Source organism: Brevibacillus sp. FSL K6-0770 (assembly GCF_038000275.1).
Lineage (GTDB): Bacteria > Bacillota > Bacilli > Brevibacillales > Brevibacillaceae > Brevibacillus > Brevibacillus parabrevis.
The window spans coordinates 207501-225373 of sequence record NZ_JBBOBQ010000001.1 but is presented as its reverse complement, the minus strand read 5'-3'; the positions used below and the strand labels follow the sequence as shown (position 1 = coordinate 225373).

Sequence of the window (17873 nt, the reverse complement as noted above, 5' to 3'; positions counted from 1 at the left end):
TTACTTCACCCGCGTCGGAAGTGGACTCCTGGAGCGATATACTTCATACATCAACAAAGCAGCAGCTACAGAAGCGTTCAGAGAGGTCACATTTCCCGCCATCGGAAGGCTGTAAAGGAAATCACAGTTTTCCCGTACGAGGCGACTCATCCCTTTTCCTTCGCTGCCGATGACGATTGCGAGCGGCATCGTGTAATCGCCCTGGCGGAAGTCCTGCTTGGCACTCGCGTCTGTTCCTGCAATCCAGACTCCCCGTTCTTTCAATTCCTCCATCGTGCGCACGAGATTGGTGACGCGCGCAACCGGCACGTAATTGATTGCTCCGGCAGAAGCTTTTGCCACTGTTGCGGTCAGGCTGACCGATCTGCGCTTCGGAATGACGACTCCATGCGCTCCCACAGCATCCGCCGTACGCATGATCGAACCGAGGTTATGCGGGTCCTCCAGCTCGTCCAGCAGCAAAATAAACGGCTGCTCGCCTTTTTCCTCTGCCCGTTTCAAAATATCGTCCACTTCCACATAATCATAAGCAGCTACCGATGCCACAACTCCCTGATGGTTGTCCGTCGATACGAGCTGATCCAACTTTTTGCGGTTGGCTGTCGTCACGATGACCCCGTTCTCTTTTGCCAAAGCAAAAACGGGTGCCATCAGATTTTTGTTGGTCCCTTCCGCAACCCAGATTTTATTGATAGTGCGCCCGGACCGCAGCGCTTCAATGACGGGGTTTTTCCCCAAAATCCACTCTTCACTCATGCCTTACTCTCCTTCCACAATAGCAAACGCCTGTTGCACAATTTCTGCGATCCGCTCTTCTTTTCCGCACAAATACAAGTAGCCAATCAGCGCTTCAAAGGCCGTGGCATGCCGGTAGTCGATAATGTCGGCATTTTTGGCGGTAGAACCAGACTTCGCATTCCGTCCCCGCTTCACCACATTCAACTCATCCTCCGGCAATGTCGGCATCAGCGTAAGCAGCACATTGGCCTGTGCCTTGGCTGACACGTAACGATTGGCCGCCTTGTGGAGCTGGTTAGGTTTAACCAGCCCCTTGGCGATCAGATGGTACCGCACGCAATGCGCATAGGTAGCATCGCCCAGAAAGGCGAGCACGAGTGGATTTGTCAGGTTGGGATCTCGGGTCAATTCTTCTTTTTGCATCTTGTTTCTTCGGCCCCTTATTTTCGGCGCCAGCGAACACCTTGTGGCGTGTCCTCAAGCACGATTCCTTTTGCCGCGAGCAAATCGCGAATTTCGTCAGAACGGGCAAAGTTTTTCGCTTTGCGCGCCTCTGTGCGCTCTGCGATCAATGCGTCAATCTCGCTGTCCAACAGCTCTTGCTCTTCTGCAACGATCAGCCCAAGAACCTCTGTCAACTCCACGATCAGCTCCATGTAAGCGCGCACCTCGGCCGCCCCTACATTTTGATGGCGCAAGTACAGGTTCGCTTCCTTCACCACATCGAAAATGACAGTGATCGCGTTCGCTGTATTGATGTCGTCGTCCATTTCGGCGATGAACCGATCCCGCAATTCCGAAATGATACGCGCCTGCTCCCCGGATTGTCCGTTCGGCTCTTCTTCCCTTGCCGTATCCAGACGGTGGGAAAGGTTTGTATACGCTGTTTTGATGCGATCAAGGCCGTTCGCCGCTTGTTCAAGCAATTCGTAGCTGAAATTGATCGGGTTGCGGTAGTGCCCCTGGAGCATGAAAAAGCGGATCAGCTGGCCTCCGAACTTCCCTACCAGATCGCGGGCAAGCAAAAAATTGCCGAGGGATTTGGACATTTTTTCGTTGTCGATGTTGAGCATCCCGTTGTGCAGCCAGTAGCGGGCAAACACTTTTCCGGTAAAGCATTCGGATTGGGCAATCTCATTTTCATGGTGCGGGAACACAAGATCGGTTCCACCAGCGTGGATGTCAATTTCCTCGCCCAAGAACTTCAGCGCCATAGCCGAGCATTCGATGTGCCAGCCTGGTCTGCCGTCGCCCCACGGGCTGCTCCACGTAACTTCTCCTGGCTTGGCAGCTTTCCAGAGCACGAAGTCGAGCGGATGTTCCTTTTTCTCGTTGATCTCGACGCGAGCGCCTGCCTGCAAATCGTCCAGCGGCTGGTGAGAAAGTTTTCCGTATTCCTGAAAACGTCCGGTGCGGAAGTACACGTCTCCCTCACTCTCGTACGCATAGCCTTTTTCGATCAGCCCTTCGACAAACGAAATGATTTCCGGGATCGTTTGCATCACGCGCGGCTGAATGTCAGGCGGCAGAACATTCAATGTGCCGAGGTCTTGGTTGTATCCATCTGTGTAACGGTCAGCCACTTCCTTGACGGTCGTTCCTTCCTCGTTCGCCACCCGAATCAGCTTGTCGTCCACATCCGTGATATTTTGTACAAAAGTCACTTCATAACCGCGATACTTCAAATAACGGCGAAGCGTGTCGAAAACAATAGCCGGACGAGCATTTCCGATGTGAATGTAATTGTACACGGTCGGGCCGCACACGTACATTTTCACCTTGCCCGGCTCCAAAGGAACGAACGGTTCCTTTCGGCGTGTCATTGTGTTAGTCAGCTGAATGCCCATGGTTCTTTTTATCCTCCCTCAAAAGATCCAATTCTTTGCGCAAATGATCAATTTCCTTTTGCATGAGACGAATCGTGTCTGCAACCGGGTCAGGCATGTTGACGTGGTCCAGATCGTGTTTGACGCGTTTGCCATCCTGAATGACGATGCGCGCCTTGATTCCTACTACGGTCGAATTGGGCGGCACTTCCTGCAAAACGACTGCGCCAGCCCCTATCTTTGAATTATCGCCAATTTTGAAAGACCCCAAAACTTTTGCACCCGTCGCGATAATCACATCGTTGCCGATGGTGGGATGGCGCTTGCCTTTTTCCTTGCCGGTTCCTCCGAGCGTGACACCTTGGTAGATCGTAACATTGTCGCCGATTTCGCATGTTTCCCCGATGACCACGCCCATACCGTGATCGATAAACAGTCCGCGGCCAATGCGTGCGCCTGGGTGAATTTCGATCCCTGTGAAAAAGCGAGCGACCTGCGAAACAATCCGCGCGAGTGTACACCACTCGGCCTTCCAGAGCTTGTGAGCAATCCGGTGCCCCCAAATGGCGTGCAAACCTGAATAGGTCATGACAACTTCCAATGCACTGCGTGCTGCCGGGTCTCTTTCAAATACAGCCTGAATGTCATCTTTCATCTGTGCGAACATAGTTGGGTGGCACCTCCTGCCTGGATTTTCTGCTAGATCTAAGGTCGGAAAAATAAAAAACGCCCCTACCCCTTCATCAACACGAAGGGACAGAGACGGGTTATACCGCGGTTCCACTCTGCTTAGATCGCTGTGGCCTCTGGCTAAAAACGGCCAGACAAACGATCTCGCTCTACATCCCGATAACGGCGGGAACCGATGTCACCTACTGGTGTCGTCCGAAGAGTCCGACATGTTCAGCTCACTGCTCACAGGCGCATTTCCGAACAGGGCACGCTGGATGGTTCTCACCCCACCATCCTCTCTGTAAACGTGTAACCTGACGTACTTCTCCTGATCGTCGCATTCGTTTTATATCATGTGCCTTGTTACAGGCTATTTTCCGTTTTCAATCACACGCTGCGCGCGCGCCAATACTTTGTCACGTCCGAGCAGGAATAAAGTCTCAGCCAAATCGCGGCCATGCGCCTGACCTGTTGTGCCAACGCGTACAGGCATGAACAGCGCCTTTCCTTTGTGGCCTGTTTCCTTTTGCACTTCCTTCAACGCCGCTTTGATGACATCCACATTATATGCATCTTGGGCTGACAGGTGTTTCACAAAAGAAGCGAGGACTTCCGGAAGCTGCGGTTCTTTCAGCACCATTGTCGCTTCTTCATCGTACACCACTTCGTCCAGGAAGAAAAGGGCAGCCAGCGGAACGATTTGTGCACAGTAAGACATTTGCTCCTGGTACAGGGCGACAATGCTGCGTACCCATTCCCGTTTGGCGTCAGACAGCGTCTCTTCGATGAAGCCCGCTTTTTGCAGGTGCGGCACGCACATATCTGTAATCAGATCGAGCGGTTGACGCTTCAGGTAGTAGTTGTTCATCCAGTTCATCTTGGTTGCGTCGAATACAGCCGGCGACTTGCTCACGCGCTCCATGGAGAACAGCTTGACCAAATCATCGATGAGGAAAATTTCCTCTTCGCCGCCTGGCGACCAGCCCAACAGGACGAGGAAGTTCACAATCGCCTCCGGCAAGAAGCCGAGATCGCGATATTGCTCGATGAACTGCAAAATGCTCTCATCACGCTTGGACATCTTCTTGCCGTCCTGATTGAGAATCAGCGCCAAGTGAGCAAAGTCAGGAGCTTCCCAACCGAAAGCTTCGTAGATCATCAGTTGTCGAGGCGTGTTGGACAAATGCTCTTCGCCGCGAATGACGTGGCTAATTTTCATCAGGTAGTCGTCGATTACGACAGCGAAGTTATAGGTAGGGATTCCGTCAGGACGACAGATGACGAAGTCTCCCATTTCGTTCGAGTTGAATGTCACCTGTCCGCGGATCAGGTCGTTTACTACGTATTCGCGGTTGTCCGGCACAAGGAAATGAATGGACGGCACGCGGCCTTCCGCTTCATACTGCGCGCGCTGTTCTTCCGTCACATGGCGATGCTTCTCCAAAATCCGCGGAGTCTCCCCGCGCGCCAGTTGCTCTTCGCGCTCTGCATCCAGCTCTTCCTTCGTCGCGTAACAGTAGTAAGCCTTGCCTTCCGCAAGCAGTTGATCGATATATTGGCGGTAAATATCCAATCTCTCGGTTTGGCGGTACGGGCCATAAGGGCCGCCCACATCCGTGCCTTCTTCCCATTCGACTCCGAGCCACTTCAAGTTTTTCATTTGCTCTTCATCGGCATTTTCTTTATTGCGCGTTTGGTCTGTATCCTCGATCCGGACAATAAACGAACCGCCGTGATGTTTGGCAAACAGATAGTTAAAAAGCGCTGTGCGCGCACCGCCGATGTGCAAATGCCCCGTAGGACTCGGCGCATAACGCGTGCGGATTTCTTTCGCCATTGATAGCACCATCCTTGTGAATGTAAAAGGCTATGATCTTTCATGAATACGTTTCTAAGGCTTTATGTTACACCTTGCCCCTTTACTTGACAAGCAAGCATACAGCCTGGGCCGCGATTCCTTCTCCTCTGCCTGTAAAACCGAGCTTTTCCGATGTTGTCGCCTTCACGTTAACCTGGGAAGCATCTTCTGCCTCCAGTACACGAGCGATGACTTCGCACATTTGCGGTATGTAAGGTGCCATTTTGGGAGCTTGCGCGATGATAGTCGCATCGACGTTGCCCAGGCGATAGCCGCGCTCTTTTGCCAGCTTCCACACATGCTCAAGCAACACGACACTGTCCGCTCCTTTGAACGCAGGATCTGTATCAGGGAAATGGCGGCCGATATCGCCTTCGCCAATCGCACCGAGAATCGCGTCACTGATCGCGTGAAGCAGCACATCGGCGTCAGAATGGCCGAGCAGCCCCTTTTCGTACGGAATGGTGATGCCGCCGATAATGCACGGACGGCCTTCTACCAGTTGATGCACGTCAAATCCTTGTCCAATACGCATGAATTACTCTCCCCTTCGCTTTCGCATAATCTCTTCACCCAGCCACAAGTCATCCGGCGTAGTGATCTTGATATTCTCATAGCTTCCCTGCATCACTGAAACCGGATGGCCGAGCCATTCGACCAGCATGGCATCATCCGTACCGAGCTTGCCCGCCTTTTTGGCCGCCTCATGCGCTTCTTGCAGCAAAGACATACGAAAAGCTTGTGGGGTTTGAACCGCCCACAAGCTTTCCCGTGCCGGGGTATCTTCCACAAAGCCTGATGCCCCCACCACTTTTATCGTATCTTTTACAGGTACAGCCATGATCGTAGCCTGATCGCGCTGCACCTGTCTGATCATGTCACTGATCTGCTGCTTGGTAACGAATGGCCTTGCCGCATCGTGAACAAGCACGTAGGTACAGGAGGTTGCCAAGGCAGCCAAACCGTTTCTGACGCTGTCCTGCCGCTCATTGCCGCCCAAGGTGACCGTTACTTGCAAGTTTTCGGCCGTGAGCAAGGCCAGCACGTCAGCGTAGTCCGGCTCGCTCACTACCAGTACGATCCGGTCGATGTCCTGATGCGAGGCGAAAAGGCGAACTGTGTGAGCCAAAATCGGTTCTCCGGCAAGCGGCAACCATAGTTTGTTCCGGTGGCCGCCCATTCTTTTCCCCGAACCGGCAGCAACGATCACGACACCCGTACTCACTTTTTCATTCTCTCCCGTCTTGTGCTTCTCGTCTCTTCTTACAGTGCTCTTTCCAAGAGCTTCGGCTTCGCGAAAATCATTCGTCCCGCAGACGTTTGCAGTACACTGGTGACCAGCACATCCACGTCGTTGCCAATGTATTCGCGTCCGCCTTCCACGACGATCATCGTGCCGTCATCGAGATACGCGACGCCCTGACCGTGCTCTTTTCCATCCTTGATGACCTGCACGTTCATTTCTTCCCCTGGCAAGACGACAGGCTTCACGGCATTCGCCAAATCGTTGATGTTCAATACAGCCACGCCTTGCAATTCGCATACTTTGTTCAGGTTGAAATCGTTGGTGACGACTTTGCCGTTCATGACCTTCGCCAGCTTGATCAGCTTGCTGTCCACTTCGGATACTTCTTCAAAGTCGCCTTCCCAGATTTGAACCTTGACCTTCATTTCCTTCTGAATCTTGTTGAGAATATCCAAGCCTCGACGGCCGCGATTTCGTTTCAGTACATCAGAAGAATCGGCAATGTGTTGCAGTTCCTCCAGGACAAAGCCCGGAATGACCAGTACGCCCTCCAAAAAGCCCGTACGGCAAATATCTGCAATGCGTCCGTCAATAATGACGCTCGTGTCCAAAATTTTGTGCTCGACATTTGTTGCTGTTGCAGCCTGTTCCTTTTTCTTATCCTTGCGTCCAATCGAGAAAACCGACATAATCTCGTCCCGCTTGCGAAATCCTACCTGAAAGCCCAGATAGCCAAGCAACCCGGAAACAACCAGCGGCAACAGATCACCTATTACCGGAAACGGAATTTTACTGATGGGCAGGAATAATAAAAAGGCAACAATAAGACCACTAATCAACCCCATCGCTCCGAACATCACGTCAACAATCGGCATTTTGACGAGAGTCTCTTCTCCCCAGCGAACTACTTTCAAGACGTAGTCCAAAAGCCAATTAGCTAAAAAGAAGAACAGAATGGCACCAAGTACCGCCCCAATATATTGCGCTCCACCAACTACTCCAAAATTCAAAAGCGGGTTAAGCAGCGAAAACAGTTCGGCACCGTATTGGTAGCCCAAGCCACCGCCAACCAAGACAAAAAAGATTTTTCCTATGCGGCGTACCATGCCTTCACCTCCTTTTATTAATATAGACAGAAGCCTTTGAGTAAAACCCTGTAACTTTCCAAATAGCGAAATTGCTTCATTGTCGCTTTCCCTCACTATAGCAAAAATGATTTTACCATGTCAAATAGCCAAAAATTTTAACATAGTTGTCATTTTCCCGTCAACCTCAAACACCTGTTTCCTTCTCGGGCAAATTGACAGCGACCAGACTCCCTTCTTATAATGGCAGTAACACAATGAGCGAAAATTGTGACGATACGATCAGCCTAAAGCAGAGGTGAATTGATATGGACAAACGAAATGTAGACGACTTTCAAACGCAAGTATCAGAGCTTTTGATCCGACATCGAAGCGTACTGGACGTCATGTCCAAAGTTCAGGAGACGGCATCTCGCATCAATCGCTCCCTGACCAAAGCCATCACCGAATGCGGTTGTGTTGAAGTGGTAGCCAAAAAGCAAAGTTACGATTCCAGCAAAAACCTGGAGGAGAACAAGTCCCACCTGGACACTCACTTTAACGGCCCACTATGCGAGCATTGTCGCGATGTAGTCACAGCAGAGCTTGGCAAAAATCTTTTTTACCTGACCGCCTTGTGCAACATCACAGACATCAAACTGGAAGACGTCCTGCAAAAAGAGGCAAACCGGCTGAATACCCTGGGCGTGTTCAATCTTTCTTAACCCCACACTCGTATTACGAATGAACCCTACGAAAAGTTGCATACAAAAACGAAAAACCCGCACATCGAAGTGCGGGTTTTTTCATTGCCTGGCTTATTCAAATGGCACAGATTCTTCTTCTTTGTTTTTCCGCTTGCGTAATTTTTTGACGAGAAAGTCAACGTTTTTTTTTATTCCGTACAGGGCGTAAAAGGCAAGCGGCAAGAAGACGATCTTCGGAAACTGTTGCGGATACTTGATCGCAACAACGACGACGATGGCGATAATAATGGGCGTAATCCAGTAAGCGGATTTTGGAATCCCGACCTTTTTGAAGTTGGGATACTTGACCTTCGATACCATGAGGAAGGCGAGGAGCAGCATGCTCACTGCAAGCAGTACCGGGTTGAAAACCTGGTGATAAAGCGCAAGAGTCGCCAGCACACCGCCGGCAGCTGTGATTGGCAATCCGATGAAATATCCCGGAACCCCGGCCTGGACGTTGAATCTCGCCAGACGGAGCGCCCCACAGATCGGGAAGATGGCCGTAATGAGAATCCCCAGCAGATCGAAGTGCTGAAGGACAACAACATACATGATGAAAGCCGGAGCTATCCCAAACGTAATGACGTCAGAAAGCGAATCGAGTTCCTTTCCAAACTCACTTTGCGCATTCAACATACGAGCGACGCGTCCATCCAACCCGTCGGCCAGCATGCCGATGATCACCGTGATCGCCGCATAATCGACGTAATGATCTCCTCGAAACGCAAGAATAATTGCCAAGACTCCCAGAAACAAGTTGCTTACGGTTAGCATGTTCGGCAACGATTTCACGAACATAGACTACCTCCTGATTTCTTTTGCAGAGGAGACAGTGTATCCTGTCAAGCTGACTTTCGCTTTCAAGTCCCCTGGGCAAATGTTGAATAACAAATAATGCCTTTATCCTATTCTACTTTAAATGTGCCTGTCAATGAACACTTGTTCCTGAATCCGTTTCAGACCCTCTTTGATCGCCCTGGCCCGCACCTCTCCAATCCCCTCTACTTCGTCTAATTCCTGAATCGTTGCCATCATAATTCTGGGCAAATAATGGAAATGTGCGACGAGGTTTGTGATGATAGAAATTGGCAATCTGGGGATTTTGTACAAAATTCTGTAGCCCCTGGGCGACACCGACTCCTCCAGCATGCTGGCGCTTGCCGAAAATCCGAGAACGCGCAGGAAAGACCCCAACTCCAGCACTTCCTCCGAGCTTAGCTTTTTCATTTCGCCCAGTACAAGCTCAGGAGCGTAAGACGAATCTTTGGCGTAATCGCGAATAAGCATGTGCGCTTCTTCGCCAATATTCGACACAAGCTCCTCCAATTGCATGCTGACAAGTCTGCCTTCGACACCAAGTTCACATATGTACTTGGAAACTTCCGTCTTGATCCGAAGCACCATCTCGATCCGCTGCAGCACAGAAGCAACTTCATGCAGGGTGACCAGTTCCTCAAATTCCAGAGCGCCCAGGTTGGTCATCGTCTGATCCAGCACGGCCTTGTATTTTTCCAGGGTGGACACAGCCTGATTGGCTTTGGCTAAAATGACGCTGATTTCATTCAGCACATAGCGGAAATTCCCTTGATACAACGTGATGACATTGCGTCGTTGCGATATGGCGATGACCAGGTAGTTGGTGTGGATGGCCGTTCGTTGCGCCGTCCGATGTCGCGTCCCTGTCTCGCTGGTATGGATGGATGCCGGCGGGAACAGTTGCGTATTGGCGTACAAAATTCGCTTGGCGTCTTCACTTACTATAATCGCCCCATCCATCTTCGCCAATTCATACAAATGGGCAGGAGAAAAATCGCAATTGATGGAAAAACCGCCATCGACGATTTGCTTCATTTCCGGTCCGTAACCGACGACGATCAGGCCGCCGGTTTTTGCGCGCAAAACATTTTCCAGCCCTTCACGAAGCTGCGTTCCGGGTGCGACCAAACGAAGCACATCGCCGAACAGCGGAGTTCTTTTGGTGTTCTCCTGCATATCCCGCCCTTACCTCCTTATCACCTCGTTCAAAGCATCTGCGATATTGCTGACCCCGATCACCTGAATATCGTCAGGAGCATCCAGGCCGCGAATATTTTTCTCCGGGATGATTACGCGTTTGAAGCCGAGCTTATGCGCTTCCCGCACGCGCTGTTCGATGCGCGATACGCCACGCACCTCTCCCGTCAGACCGATCTCCCCGATCACCACGTCATGCGGATTCGTGGCGTGGTCGCGGAAGCTGCTGGCAATGCTGACCGCGATCGCCAAGTCGACAGCAGGCTCATCCAAGCGGACGCCCCCTGCGACATTGACATACGCGTCCTGATTTTGCAGCATCATCCCCATGCGCTTTTCCAAAACAGCCATGATCATCGCCACACGCTGATGGTCGACGCCTGTAGCCATTCTGCGCGGCGTAACGAAGCTGGTTGGGGCTACGAGTGCCTGAAGCTCGACCAGGACGGGACGAGTGCCCTCCATGCTCGCTACGACGGTGGAGCCTGCCACGCCAAAAGGACGTTCGGCCAGAAAAATTTCCGAAGGGTTTGCCACCTCTTCCAGACCGCGATCTTTCATCTCGAAAATGCCGATCTCGTTTGTCGAACCGAATCGATTTTTGACAGCACGCAGGATTCGGAACGTATTGTGGCGCTCGCCCTCAAAATAAAGGACCGCGTCCACCATATGCTCAAGCATGCGCGGACCTGCAATCGAACCTTCTTTGGTCACGTGGCCGACAATAAAGGTCCCGATCCCTTTGCCTTTGGCGATGCGCATCAGTTGAGCGGTAGCCTCACGCACCTGTGCGACACTTCCGGCTGCGGATTGAACCGTGGGATGGAAGACTGTCTGGATCGAGTCAATGATCAATACGTGAGGGTCTACTTGATTAATATGCTGCTCGATCAAATCCAAATCATTTTCTGCCAACACAAACATCGGGGGGGTTTGCATATGCAGGCGATCAGCGCGAAGCTTGATTTGTTTTGCCGACTCCTCGCCTGATACGTACAGCACTTTGGCCCCTTTATGAGCCAAGGCAAAAGAGGTCTGCAACAGCAATGTAGATTTCCCGATACCCGGATCGCCGCCAACCAGTATAAGGGAGCCTGGTACCAGCCCGCCGCCGAGAACACGGTTCAACTCTCCGATCGTCGTGTCCATGCGCGGTTCTTCTGCACTGGCGACCTGCGTCAAAGGAATAGCCGCCTGACGCGTACCGCCGCTGATTCCTTCATGACGAGGGGCTGCTTTCACTGTCACTTCCTCGACCAAAGTGTTCCAGCTGCCGCAGCCAGGGCATTTTCCCATCCACTTAGGCGATTCATAGCCACATTCTTGACACGCGTATTTCGTTTTATACTTTGACATAATCGCACCCTCACTTGGAATTTCTTTTCTACTTTTATCATAGTTACGCATTGAAAAAAAGAATACCTCCCAGAACAGGAGGCATTCTCTGCTATTTTGTGCTTACGATTTAGTTTTTTCCAGTCGCTTGACAACCAGCTTGCCATCTTCGGCTTCGATGTTGACTGTATCGCCTTTGCTGATGTTGCCTTTGAGCAGTTCTTCCGACAAATTGTCTTCGATATGGCGCTGGATGGCGCGACGCAACGGACGCGCACCGTATGCCGGGTCGAAGCCCTCTTTTGCCAGCAGCTTTTTGGCTTCCTCGGTCAGTTGGAAGTCGATGCTCTGCTCTTTCAAACGCTTGCGCAGCTCGTCGGTCATCAAGGACACGATTTGCTCGATGTGCTCCTGCTCCAGAGAGTGGAACACGATCACTTCATCAATACGGTTCAGAAATTCAGGGCGGAAGCTCTTTTTCAGCTCATCCATGACTTTGTCCTTCATATCCTGATATTTCTTCTCGGTGTCGTTGGTAGTGAAACCGAGTGTCGTATTTTTCTTGATCATGCTTGCACCTACGTTGGAGGTCATGATCACGACGGTGTTGCGGAAGTCTACTGTGCGTCCTTTGGAATCAGTCAATCGGCCGTCGTCCAGCACCTGGAGCAAAATGTTGAATACATCCGGGTGCGCTTTTTCGATCTCATCCAGCAGGATGACCGAGTAAGGCTTGCGGCGCACTTTTTCCGTCAGCTGACCGCCTTCGTCAAAGCCTACATACCCTGGAGGAGCCCCTACGAGACGTGCTGTAGAGTGTTTTTCCATGTACTCGGACATGTCGACGCGGATCATGGCGTCTTCATCTCCAAACAGTGTCTCAGCTACAGCGCGAGCGAGTTCGGTTTTCCCTACACCTGTAGGGCCGAGGAAAATAAACGAACCGATTGGACGTTTCGGGTCCTTCAAACCAGCGCGGGCACGGCGGATCGCTCGGGAAATCGATTTGACCGCTTCGTCCTGGCCGATAACACGGTCGTGCAAAATATCTTCCATTTTCAACAGACGCTCTGTTTCTTCTTCCTTCAGCTTCAACACCGGAATACCAGTCCAGCTGGCTACCACAGTGGCGATGTCCTCAGGAGTTACTTCCATGTTCAACTGGCCTTGACGCTCTTTCCAGTCTTTTTTCGTTTTGTCGAGTTCCTCGCGCAGCTTCTGCTCCTGATCACGGAGTGCAGCAGCCTCTTCAAACTCCTGCGATTGCACGGCAGCGTCTTTTTCCTTGCGCACTTCTTCCAGACGCCCTTCCAGCTCCTTGAGGTTAGGCGGGACGGTGAACGATTGCAAGCGCACTTTGGAAGCCGCCTCATCGACGAGGTCGATGGCTTTGTCAGGGAGGAAACGATCGGTAATATAACGGTCAGACAGCTTCACTGCCTGCTCGATAGCTTCGTCGGTAATTTTCACACGGTGGTGGGCTTCGTAACGGTCGCGCAAGCCGTGCAAGATGCGAATCGCGTCCTCGGCAGTCGGCTCATCCACCTGAATCGGTTGGAAGCGACGCTCCAGCGCAGCGTCTTTTTCGATGTACTTGCGGTATTCGTCCAGGGTGGTTGCCCCTACGCACTGAAGTTCACCGCGAGCCAGCGCCGGCTTGAGAATATTGGAAGCGTCGATTGCGCCTTCCGCTCCGCCAGCCCCGATCAGCGTGTGCAGCTCATCGATAAACAGGATGATGTTTCCTGCCTGGCGAATTTCGTCCATGATTTTTTTCAGGCGGTCTTCAAACTCACCGCGATATTTGGTTCCCGCCACTACTGTTCCCATATCCAGCGTCATGACGCGCTTGTCGCGGAGAGTTTCGGGAATCTCGTTGTTCACGATTTTTTGAGCCAGACCTTCTGCAATCGCCGTTTTCCCCACACCAGGCTCCCCGATCAAGACAGGGTTGTTCTTGGTGCGTCTGCTAAGTACCTGAATCACACGCTCGATTTCTTTTTGCCGGCCAATGACAGGATCGAGCCCGCCATCGCGTGCAATCGCAGTCAAGTCCCGTGCCAGACCGTCCAGAGTAGGCGTATTCGCTGCCGGATTGCCGCCGGAAGGCTGATGCGACGCCATCATTTCGGAGCTTCCCAGCAATTGCAGCACCTGCTGGCGCGCCTTGTTCAGACTGACTCCCAAGTTGTTCATGATTCTCGCAGCGATGCCTTCGCCTTCGCGGATCAGGCCGAGCAAAATGTGCTCTGTTCCCACGTAAGTATGGCCGAGCTTGCGCGCTTCATCCATGGACAGTTCAATTACTTTTTTCGCACGAGGTGTATAGTTTGGGGTGTAATTACTACCGGACTGCTCTGTTCCCCGTCCGATCAACGACTCCACTTCGCTCTGGATTTTATCGAGACCAAGCCCGAGCGATTGCAATGCCTTGGCAGCAATACCCTCGCCTTCCCGAATCAGTCCCAGCAGTACATGCTCAGTCCCAATATCCTTGTGGCCGAGACGCACCGCCTCTTCCAGGGCAAGCGCCAGTACCTTTTGTGCTCGTTCTGTAAAACGTCCAAACATCATATCGTACACCTCCGTGTAACCATGTTTTTTCTCTATAGGTTAACTGCTGTGATGCCTTATGTCTGAGAAACAATCAAGCTGAGCCCGTCGTACTGAGCCTCTCCCGAATCAGCCGAGCCCTTCTCTCGTCCCGCTGGTCTGGCGTCAACTTTTGCCCTGCATGCTGCTGCAAGAAGCCAGGCTGGGTTGTTACCAACAGCTCGTTCATCACCAGTGGCGATACTCCCGAGATAATGCCCAGGTCAATGCCAAGGCGCACATCGGAGAGGCGCTGAGCTGCTTCCTTGGACTCCACAGTGCGTGCATACATCAAGATGCCGTAGGAACGGAAGATGCGGTCTTCCAAAGATATGCGTGTATGCTCCAGCAAATAAGTACGGGCAACGCGTTCTTGCTCGATAATTTGTCTGGCTACGCCATACAGGTTGGAGAGAATATCGCTTTCCGACATCCCGAGCGTGACTTGGTTGGACAACTGAAACAGGTTTCCTAGTGCTTCGCTGCCTTCCCCGTAAATTCCTCTAACGACGAGGCCAACCTGATTGATGGCCTGCAAAATTCTGCTGATTTGCTGCGTCATCACCAGTGCTGGCAGATGCAGCATGACGGAAGCCCGGATGCCTGTGCCGACGTTGGTCGGACAGCTTGTAAGGTAGCCTCTCGTCTCGTCGAACGCGAAGTTTAAATTTTTCTCGAAAACATCATCTATTTTTGTTCCTATTTCCCATGCTTCGTTCAGGCGAAACCCCGGCAGCAGCACCTGGATTCGAATATGATCCTCTTCGTTTACCATGATGCTGACCGACTCGTCAGGACTCAACAGCACAGCACCTTTTCGCGATTCCTCCGCCAAGTGAGGGCTAATCAGATGCTTCTCCACCAGCACCCGCTTTTCCAACGGGTTGATCTGGTCCATGTTGAGGACTTGAAGCTGCTGGAGCTTGCGCATGGCCTCCGATTCGCTCACTTCCGTCACCTTTCTGACGACTTCTTCCCCTTGCGAGTCTGTCGCCAGTAACGGAAAAGGGTGCTGGCGCAGGTTTCGGGCGATGCGCAGCCGTGTGCTGATGACGATATCGGAATCAGGACCTTCTCCTTTCATCCAATTGCTCCACGGGTTTTGCATAAACTGCTGTTGTGACATGACCAGCTTACCTCCCCTTGTTACGATTGAGCGATTTTTTGTTCCAGCGCACGTATCCGGTCACGCATCTCTGCCGCTTTTTCAAACTCTTCACTGGCGACATGGTTTTGCAACGCACGCTTTAGTTGTTCCAGCTCTTTGCGGATTTTCAACTGTCCGCCTGTGCGCTCCGGAACTTTGCCGCTATGCTGCGTATTGCCATGGATACGGCGGAACAACGGATCGAGTCGATCGCCCAGGAAGGTGTAGCAATCGCTGCAACCGAAGCGGCCGCTTTTGCTGAACTGGGCATACGTGAGTCCGCAAGTTTCGCAACGGAGCGGCTTACTGGTGGCAGGCTCGCGTCCGTTTTTTTGCATGGGGTCAAATTTTAACAGTCCTGAAAGGAGATTGTTGATGCTGAAATTGTGAAATCCGGTAAAGACGTCCCCTTTTTCGGAAGCGCATTGCTCACAAATATGGTATTCGGTTTTCTCGCCGTTGACGATTTTCGTCAAGTGCAGTGTCGCCGGTCGTTTTCCGCATTCCTCACAGTTCATTACATCCTACCCCCTAACACATACATGCTTCGTTTACTTCAACAAGATAGCCGCAATCATCTGCTTTAAAATATTTGCCCGCAAACGATCTCGCAATTCAGCATCCAGAGTCAAAACATTTCGTGAGGTTGCGATTTTCATCAAGGTCGCTTCCCTGACATTGACCAGTCCTTCTTCGAACAGCCTTTCCACAATCGCGTTCCCCACACTCTGCGAAATGCTTTCTCCAATCAGTTCCTCGGTCAGCAATTCCTGCAATCGCGCCTTGCTCACAATCTGTACCTTGCGAATGCGGATGTAACCCCCGCCTCCACGCTTGCTTTCTACAATGTACCCTTTTTGTACAGTAAATCGCGTGTTGATGACGTAATTGATTTGCGACGGTACACATTGAAATAAGTCGGCAAGCTCACTACGCTGGATCTCGACCGAGCCATTAGGACTTTGTGTCAAAATGCCTTTCAAGTGCTGTTCAATGATGTCCGAGATGTTACGCAAGTCATCGCCTCCTATTCCATATGTGTCATCTACTGACTTTGACTATCTTTGACTTTAATTATAATGGGTTTATGGCGCCCTTGCAAGTGATCCATACACTTTCTAGTGTGGGCAAAATCCGGTCGCTTGAAACCATGCAAAACAGTCAGGTGGCGAGCCTTTTGTCGGGCATAAGCGACAAGCGTTGCACTCTTTTTACGAAAAATGTCGGGTTGCTAAGTATGAAAAAAACCACTCCCTAAAGGAATGGTTTATGTCAGGCTCTATGATTTGGTGTCGATCGCTGGCAAATGATCCAGCAATTGCGGGAAATCTGTAATGATCATATCGGCTCCATCCAGCTCTCCCGGTTTGGCAAAACCAAAGTCGCAACCGACTGTAAACAAGCCGTTTGCTGTCCCGGCCTCGATATCCGAGTGACGATCCCCCACCATGTACGCGTGCGCGATGTCATAGTCAGAGAGGAGCTTTGCCACCAGATCATTTTTCGAGCGCGTACGGAACCTTCCTGCGGAGTACAAATCCGTCAGCAGCGGCTTTAGCCCATACTCCTGGCATATGGCCTCGATGTACTCCTCTTGTCCGTTGCTCGCGACAAACAGAGGAATCCCCTGGGCGTGAAGCTGTTCCAGAGTTGACCTCACTCCTGGGTATAAATCGGTCACTTTTTCCTTCAGCAAGGCAATTTCATTTTCCAGCAAAAAAGTATCTGCGGCGTGGACTGCTTCTTCACTTGCGCCTGGCAACAGCTTTTGCCAAACTTGCTCGATGGTCATTCCCAGTACATTGACCAGGTCTTCCTCGCTCGGCGTCTCGCCTTGCCACAAGCCTGTTTCTCTCAATCGTTCAAACGTCCGCACAAAGGCGGGCGTCGACAACTTTTCCGTTTGCAGCAATGTGCCATCCATGTCGAAGAAAATAGCAAACGGTATACTCATAGGCAACCTCCTGTCAGTGCTTCCGAGAACATTAGTCTGTTTCAGCCTGCACCATGCTCATGTCGTCCAAAATAAATTCGGCGATGCGCTGAGCGGCATCCGGCTTTGATATTTTTTGTCCCATGCGTCGCATATAGTCAACTTTTGATGGACTGTGCAACAATTCATCGATAAAGTAAATGAGCTGCTCCGACAAATTGGCATGTACAGCACAGCCGTTGTTCAACAGGAAGTGGCTGTTCCGTTCTTCCTGTCCAGGCAACGGGTTGTAAATAATCATCGGCACCCGTTTGCTCATGACCTCGGCTGAGGTCAGTCCGCCAGATTTGGTCACGATCAAATCGGCAACCTCCAGATACTCGTGAAAATTGTTGATAAATTTAAGCGGGACTACCTCGTGACGATAGCTTCTGTTCGTCACTTTTTTGTACAGCTTCTCGTTGGTTCCGGTCAACACAAACGTTTTCAGCGGAAGGTTGATCGCTTCCAGCCCATCGAGGACCTTTTCCATCGAACCAAGGCCAAGACCTCCACCAGAGAGAATAATGCATTTTTGCTCCGGTACAAGTCCAAGCTTTTGCCTGATCTCATTGGCGTCGAGTGGAGTGCGGAATTTATGCATAATAGGAATCCCCATGGGAATGAACTTCTGGTGATCTTGTCGGTAAATATCAACCAG

Annotated in this window: 18 protein-coding genes and 1 other annotated feature (1 of these 19 only partly in view); of the genes, 1 reads left to right on the top strand and 17 read right to left on the bottom strand. The window is 51.4% G+C overall.

The features are described 5' to 3' along the window. The 8 genes from rlmB to NST23_RS01265 form a co-directional block, all read right to left on the bottom strand. Nucleotides 1–756 (bottom strand): 23S rRNA (guanosine(2251)-2'-O)-methyltransferase RlmB, encoded by a 756-nt coding sequence (gene rlmB / locus NST23_RS01300; protein WP_063231125.1) that lies wholly within the window; start codon nt 754–756, stop codon nt 1–3. A 3-nt stretch (nt 757–759) separates the two neighbouring features. Next, a complete protein-coding gene (locus NST23_RS01295; protein WP_063231126.1) occupies nt 760–1161 on the bottom strand; it encodes a Mini-ribonuclease 3 in 402 nt (133 codons plus the stop codon). Between the two features lie 17 nt (nt 1162–1178). Beyond that, the gene (gene cysS / locus NST23_RS01290; RefSeq protein WP_122966811.1) at nt 1179–2585 is read right to left on the bottom strand and encodes a cysteine--tRNA ligase; all 1407 of its coding nucleotides are present in this window, start codon (nt 2583–2585) and stop codon (nt 1179–1181) included. Continuing rightward, on the bottom strand, nt 2566–3231 hold the full coding sequence (gene cysE, locus NST23_RS01285) for a serine O-acetyltransferase (protein WP_063231128.1): 666 nt from the start codon (nt 3229–3231) through the stop codon (nt 2566–2568). The genes cysS and cysE overlap by 20 nt, the downstream gene beginning before the upstream one ends. A gap of 88 nt (nt 3232–3319) precedes the next feature. Then, nucleotides 3320–3581 (bottom strand) — a binding site (T-box leader). 25 nt (nt 3582–3606) lie between these two features. Beyond that, the gene (gene gltX, locus NST23_RS01280; protein ID WP_242773178.1) at nt 3607–5073 is read right to left on the bottom strand and encodes a glutamate--tRNA ligase; all 1467 of its coding nucleotides are present in this window, start codon (nt 5071–5073) and stop codon (nt 3607–3609) included. An 82-nt stretch (nt 5074–5155) separates the two neighbouring features. Next, nucleotides 5156–5629 (bottom strand): 2-C-methyl-D-erythritol 2,4-cyclodiphosphate synthase, encoded by a 474-nt coding sequence (ispF, locus tag NST23_RS01275; protein WP_063231130.1) that lies wholly within the window; start codon nt 5627–5629, stop codon nt 5156–5158. Nucleotides 5630–5632: 3 nt separating this feature from the next. Continuing rightward, a complete protein-coding gene (gene ispD / locus NST23_RS01270; RefSeq protein WP_274874689.1) occupies nt 5633–6319 on the bottom strand; it encodes a 2-C-methyl-D-erythritol 4-phosphate cytidylyltransferase in 687 nt (228 codons plus the stop codon). A 38-nt stretch (nt 6320–6357) separates the two neighbouring features. Then, nucleotides 6358–7446, bottom strand: coding sequence for a PIN/TRAM domain-containing protein (locus tag NST23_RS01265; protein ID WP_122966814.1), 1089 nt, complete (start codon nt 7444–7446; stop codon nt 6358–6360). Between the two features lie 287 nt (nt 7447–7733). On the opposite strand from NST23_RS01265, the gene NST23_RS01260 reads away from it, so the two are divergent. Further along, nucleotides 7734–8129 (top strand): hypothetical protein, encoded by a 396-nt coding sequence (locus NST23_RS01260; protein ID WP_063231133.1) that lies wholly within the window; start codon nt 7734–7736, stop codon nt 8127–8129. A 93-nt stretch (nt 8130–8222) separates the two neighbouring features. Here NST23_RS01260 and pssA read toward each other — a convergent pair whose 3' ends face one another. The 9 genes from pssA to NST23_RS01215 all read right to left on the bottom strand — a co-directional run. Next, the gene (pssA, locus tag NST23_RS01255; protein ID WP_063231134.1) at nt 8223–8951 is read right to left on the bottom strand and encodes a CDP-diacylglycerol--serine O-phosphatidyltransferase; all 729 of its coding nucleotides are present in this window, start codon (nt 8949–8951) and stop codon (nt 8223–8225) included. Between the two features lie 117 nt (nt 8952–9068). Next, complete coding sequence (gene disA, locus NST23_RS01250; RefSeq protein WP_122966815.1) at nt 9069–10145, bottom strand: DNA integrity scanning diadenylate cyclase DisA; 1077 nt, start codon at nt 10143–10145, stop codon at nt 9069–9071. 9 nt (nt 10146–10154) lie between these two features. Further along, nucleotides 10155–11522 carry a DNA repair protein RadA gene (gene radA, locus NST23_RS01245; RefSeq protein ID WP_063231136.1) on the bottom strand — a complete coding sequence of 456 codons (1368 nt, stop codon included), beginning with the start codon at nt 11520–11522 and terminating at the stop codon, nt 10155–10157. Nucleotides 11523–11624: 102 nt separating this feature from the next. After that, nucleotides 11625–14075 carry an ATP-dependent Clp protease ATP-binding subunit gene (locus NST23_RS01240; RefSeq protein ID WP_122966816.1) on the bottom strand — a complete coding sequence of 817 codons (2451 nt, stop codon included), beginning with the start codon at nt 14073–14075 and terminating at the stop codon, nt 11625–11627. A gap of 73 nt (nt 14076–14148) precedes the next feature. Then, the gene (locus NST23_RS01235; protein WP_122966817.1) at nt 14149–15219 is read right to left on the bottom strand and encodes a protein arginine kinase; all 1071 of its coding nucleotides are present in this window, start codon (nt 15217–15219) and stop codon (nt 14149–14151) included. Nucleotides 15220–15239: 20 nt separating this feature from the next. Beyond that, a complete protein-coding gene (locus NST23_RS01230) occupies nt 15240–15758 on the bottom strand; it encodes a UvrB/UvrC motif-containing protein (protein ID WP_063231139.1) in 519 nt (172 codons plus the stop codon). Between the two features lie 33 nt (nt 15759–15791). Next, complete coding sequence (locus tag NST23_RS01225) at nt 15792–16256, bottom strand: CtsR family transcriptional regulator (RefSeq protein ID WP_063231140.1); 465 nt, start codon at nt 16254–16256, stop codon at nt 15792–15794. A 263-nt stretch (nt 16257–16519) separates the two neighbouring features. Then, nucleotides 16520–17194, bottom strand: a complete 675-nt coding sequence (locus NST23_RS01220; RefSeq protein WP_173598084.1) for an HAD-IA family hydrolase — start codon at nt 17192–17194, stop codon at nt 16520–16522. Nucleotides 17195–17225: 31 nt separating this feature from the next. After that, nucleotides 17226–17873, bottom strand: the 3' portion of a protein-coding gene (locus NST23_RS01215) for an MGDG synthase family glycosyltransferase (protein WP_063231142.1). It continues 474 nt past the right edge of the window; 648 of the gene's 1122 nt are visible here — the last part of the coding sequence; its start codon lies beyond the right edge, outside the window — the gene reads right to left on this strand; the stop codon is at nt 17226–17228.

Coding starts and splice junctions, on each gene's coding strand:
- rlmB (WP_063231125.1), bottom strand. CDS start 756: ATGAGTGAAGAGTGGATTTTGGGGAAAAACCCCGTCATTGAAGCGCTG.
- NST23_RS01295 (WP_063231126.1), bottom strand. CDS start 1,161: ATGCAAAAAGAAGAATTGACCCGAGATCCCAACCTGACAAATCCACTC.
- cysS (WP_122966811.1), bottom strand. CDS start 2,585: ATGGGCATTCAGCTGACTAACACAATGACACGCCGAAAGGAACCGTTC.
- cysE (WP_063231128.1), bottom strand. CDS start 3,231: ATGTTCGCACAGATGAAAGATGACATTCAGGCTGTATTTGAAAGAGAC.
- gltX (WP_242773178.1), bottom strand. CDS start 5,073: ATGGCGAAAGAAATCCGCACGCGTTATGCGCCGAGTCCTACGGGGCAT.
- ispF (WP_063231130.1), bottom strand. CDS start 5,629: ATGCGTATTGGACAAGGATTTGACGTGCATCAACTGGTAGAAGGCCGT.
- NST23_RS01265 (WP_122966814.1), bottom strand. CDS start 7,446: ATGGTACGCCGCATAGGAAAAATCTTTTTTGTCTTGGTTGGCGGTGGC.
- NST23_RS01260 (WP_063231133.1), top strand. CDS start 7,734: ATGGACAAACGAAATGTAGACGACTTTCAAACGCAAGTATCAGAGCTT.
- pssA (WP_063231134.1), bottom strand. CDS start 8,951: ATGTTCGTGAAATCGTTGCCGAACATGCTAACCGTAAGCAACTTGTTT.
- disA (WP_122966815.1), bottom strand. CDS start 10,145: ATGCAGGAGAACACCAAAAGAACTCCGCTGTTCGGCGATGTGCTTCGT.
- radA (WP_063231136.1), bottom strand. CDS start 11,522: ATGTCAAAGTATAAAACGAAATACGCGTGTCAAGAATGTGGCTATGAA.
- NST23_RS01240 (WP_122966816.1), bottom strand. CDS start 14,075: ATGATGTTTGGACGTTTTACAGAACGAGCACAAAAGGTACTGGCGCTT.
- NST23_RS01235 (WP_122966817.1), bottom strand. CDS start 15,219: ATGTCACAACAGCAGTTTATGCAAAACCCGTGGAGCAATTGGATGAAA.
- NST23_RS01230 (WP_063231139.1), bottom strand. CDS start 15,758: ATGAACTGTGAGGAATGCGGAAAACGACCGGCGACACTGCACTTGACG.
- NST23_RS01220 (WP_173598084.1), bottom strand. CDS start 17,194: ATGAGTATACCGTTTGCTATTTTCTTCGACATGGATGGCACATTGCTG.